The sequence below is a fragment of the Bacillus bingmayongensis genome (genome assembly GCF_000299035.1).
In the GTDB taxonomy this organism is placed as follows: domain Bacteria; phylum Bacillota; class Bacilli; order Bacillales; family Bacillaceae_G; genus Bacillus_A; species Bacillus_A bingmayongensis.
The window spans coordinates 1-4497 of sequence record NZ_AKCS01000061.1 but is presented as its reverse complement, the minus strand read 5'-3'; the positions used below and the strand labels follow the sequence as shown (position 1 = coordinate 4497).

Genomic DNA, 4497 nt, shown 5'->3' with positions numbered 1-4497 from the left:
CTTGAACCATGCAACAGCATTTGTAATTGCTGAATAGATACATCAAAGGCAATTGACGCATTTAAACCGATACGCATATTACTAGGTATCTCATGTGAGAAAACTTCTTTTTGTAAACCATATGATAGATTTATTACAGAATGGTGCTGTACTAAAGCCCCCTTTGGATTCCCCGTCGATCCTGAAGTGTAGATAACATACGCTAGGTTTTCCCCTGTTACCTCACATATTGGTGAAAGTTGGATTTCTTGAGAAATCATTGCTTGATCCCTATCTAGACAAACTGCCTTGATTTCTTTAGGTATCCAACCCACTAATGCCTCATTTGTAACTAATACTTGAATTTCTGTGTCTTCCAGAATATATCGTAGGCGACTTTCCGGATAGGATGGATCCAATGGAACATAGGCTGCCCCAGCCTTCCAAATTCCCATGAGGCCAACAACCATCTCAACAGAACGCTCAAAGCAGAGGCCAACCAATGATTCAGTCCCAATCCCACATTTCTGAAGATAATGGGCCAATTGATTAGCTTTTTCATTCAGCTCCCGATACGTTAGTTGCTGTTTTTTATCCACTACTGCCACCGCATCGGGTGTACGATTCACTTGCTCTTCGAATAATTGATGAATCACATTCTCCCGTGGATAGGATATAGCATTATCATTCCATTCTTCCAATAGTTGTCTTCGTTCAGTTTCCGTAATATATACCAGCTCCGATAGAGTTTGATCAATGTTTTTGAGCATTTGCATTAACACTTGGTGTAAATGGCCTAACATTCGTTCAATAGTTAATCTATTAAACTTACTACGGTCATACATTAACTTTAACGATAACTGGATTCCTGGAACTACAGCCAATCCTAATGGGTAGTGGGTTTGTTCTACTCCTTCCAATTCACCAATTTCCAGATTTTCTGAAGACTCCTCTTTCACTGGATAATTTTCAAACACATATAAACTATTGAACAGCGGTGTCCCTCTAGGAACTTCACTCCACCCCTGAATCTCTGTCAAAGAAGCATACTCATATTGTCTTCTTTCTATCTCTTCCTCTTGTATCTTCTGCAACCAATCCATTACTTTTATATCATCCATCAATTGAATTCGCGTCGGTGACGTTGTAATGAAAGGACCTACGATGTTTTCAACATCAATAATCTCCGTAGAACGCCCTGAGCTTGTTACACCAAAGACAATGTCATTTTCTCCACTATACCGGCTCATGAGATATGCCCATGCACCTTGAATTACTGTACTCAAAGTAAGTTTATTGCGTTTCGCCCATCCTTGTAACGCTTGGGTCTGCTCTTCTGATAAATAAGTAACCTTCTCTGTGTAACCTTTTTCTTCCTCTTTACTTTCTAAGCCCAGCAAAGTTGGTGCAGTAAAACCTTTAAGTTTCTCTCTCCAAAATTGTTCCGCCTGCTCTTTATCTTGTTCTCTTAGCCATTGGATATATTTCTTATATGGCGATGAATTAGGTAAATTCACAGCTTCTCCATTCATTCTCTTTTGATAGACTGTAAGTAATTCATTAAAGACCAGTGGTAAACTCCATCCATCCAGCAAAATATGGTGATGTGTCCAAACAATCCGATATTCTTCCTCACCTTCTTGAATGACCGTTACCCGCATCAATGGCGCTTCATCAAATAGGAAGGCTTGTTTTCGATCTAATGCCAAAAAGACTTTTCTTTTTTCCTGTATCTCTTCAGTTGTCATTGTGCGCCAGTCTTCTTTGTTCACCTTAAATGGAATATTTTCATACACCACTTGTAAAGGTTCTTCAATTTCGCCCCAAACAAATGCTGTACGGAAAATTTCATGCCGCTGAATTACAGATTTCCACGCCTGCTCAAAAGTAGGAATATCCATTTTCCCTTTAATCATAAAACTTAATTGCACTATATACGGCGCAACATGTTCATCCCCTTGGTCATGCAACGTGTGGAAAATCATACCTTCTTGCAAAGGTGATAGTGGATATAAATCAGTAATTGGATAGTTCTTTCCACGATTCATCTTAGTTAGTACGTTTGTCAAACTCGCTTGGTTAAGATTAGTCATCCCAAAATCTGAAACGGTCAGTGCAGATTCTCTATCTGAAGATTGAATCAATCTGCTCAGTTGATGAAGCATATTCTGTGCAATACTTTGAATCGTTGATTTCGCGAATTGTCCAACATTGTATACCCAAGTGAACTGAAGTTTTCCATCCGTTACAACCCCTATTACATCAATTAAATGCGATCGCTTGGAACCGGAAGCATGATCTAAACGCTTAAATTCGTTCTCCGGAATAAACATTGCATCGTTAGAAAACATTTGGTCAAATTGTCCAAGATAGTTAAAACTAATAGACGGTGTATGTTGAGAGCCCAATTGCTCACACAGTGTTGCGTTCATGTAACGCAACACTCCATAGTCAACACCCTTATTAGGAATTTTGCGTACTTGTTCTTTAACTGCTTGTAATGCTGCAATTGGCGTGTTGGCACTAGTAATATTTAAGTGAACAGGATAAATACTTGTAAACCATCCCACGGTTCTCGATAAGTCAACATCTTCAATAATCTCTTCTCGACCATGCCCCTCTAAATCCACGCTCAATATCGGCTGCCCTGTACATTCTGCCGTAGCTTGTACCAATGCTGCTAATAATACTTCATTAATTTGGACACGATGAGTACTTAAAGTCTCTTGCAATAACATACGGGTCTCATTCTCATCTAACACCACAGTAATTTCCTCAGTTACTGCGCTTACCGGATCACTTATGGTACCATCTACCGGCAGTATAACTACGTCTTGTTCAGACTGCTGCTCCCAGTAATGCAGCACTTCTTGCGATATTCCAGATTCAGCGTAATGATGTAATTTCTCCGACCACTCTTTAAAGGATGTACTCTTCATAGGTAATTGAATTTTCTGCCCCTGAATTGCTTGAGTATACGCTGTTTGCAGATCTTCCAATAAAATTCGCCAAGAAACACCATCCACGGCTAAGTGATGAATCATCCAAAATAATCGGCCAGTCTTCTCACCTTCATCAAAATACACCATTCTCATTAACGGACCATCATGTAAATTCAAACTTCCTTGTGCAATATTAATCTCTTTTTGAATAACTTGATGCCAATCGTCTTCCGGCACTTCGTCTAATGAAATGACAGTCAGCATCAATTGTTCTTCTATTCCTTCATTCCACTGTTTCCAAGCCCCATCAGGTAAACGTTCATATCTTAAACGCAGGGCATCATGATGAAGTAAAAGATTACGCACTGACTTCTCCAGTGATACTATGTCCAGTTTCTCTTTCGTTCTAAAGAACATGGATTGATTCCAATGATGTGGGTTAGGATGATTTTGTGCAAAAAACCTTTGCTGAATAGGTGTAAGTATCGTATCTCCAGTTATAATTCCCTGTTCGGCTTGTACACCTTGTTCTTCTTTGACTACTTGTGCCAACTCTGCAATCGTTTGGTGTTCAAATATTTGTTTTGGTGTCAATTGTAAACCAGCTTGCTTCGCACGAGAGACAATCTGAATGCTAAGAATTGAATCCCCACCAATTTCAAAAAAGTTATCATGAATACCAATACGTTTTGAACCCAGCACACGTTCCCAAATGATAGAAAGCATATGTTCACGTTCATTTCTTGGGGCCACGTAGCCTTCTTGTGTTCCTTGATAATCTGGTATAGGCAACGATTTCCGGTCAACCTTTCCATTTATGGTTAGCGGTAACTCTTCCATTTCGACAAAATAGGAAGGTATCATATGGATTGGCAGTTTTGTTTTAAGATACTCGCGCCATTCTTCTAAACTGCCTTCGCCTACTACATAAGCTACCAGCCTCTTATCTCCCGACTGATTTTCCCTAACTATTACAACTACCTCTTTTACCAAGTAATGCTCCTGTAAGGTCGACTCAATCTCCCCAAGTTCAATTCGAAATCCTCTAATCTTCACTTGATTATCCATTCTTCCTAGATAGTCTATATTACCGTCGGGAAGATATCTCACGAGATCTCCCGTTCTATATAACCTCTCGCTCTTTTTGAAAGGATGGGAAATAAATCGTTCGGATGTTAACTCTGGGCGATTCAAGTATCCCCTCGCTAGACCTGCTCCTCCGATATAGAGTTCACCCATCACACCAACTGGAACTGGTAACCAATTTCTATCCAATACATAAGTTTGAACGTTCGGCAACGGACTCCCAATTGTTACTCTCTTACTATCTTTTTTGATATGACAGCATGTTGCATCAACTGTACATTCTGTAGGACCATATACATTATAAAAATCAATTTTATCAGTCTCTACTAGCTGTTCCCATAATGACGGCATAATCGCTTCGCCGCCGACCAATACCTTGCTTGGAACATGAACGCCATCGCACGTTTCTAACAATCCGCCATCTATAAGTAATTGAAGTAATGAAGGTGTTATATCAAAGATTTCTAATTTGTTCTCCCGAATATAAGCT

1 protein-coding gene is annotated in these 4497 nt (G+C 39.6%); it reads right to left on the bottom strand.

What is annotated here, in order from left to right; translation table 11 throughout:
* A partial coding sequence (locus Y7E_RS0106680) for a condensation domain-containing protein (RefSeq protein WP_017150515.1) occupies window positions 1-4497 on the bottom strand: 4497 nt, incomplete at both ends.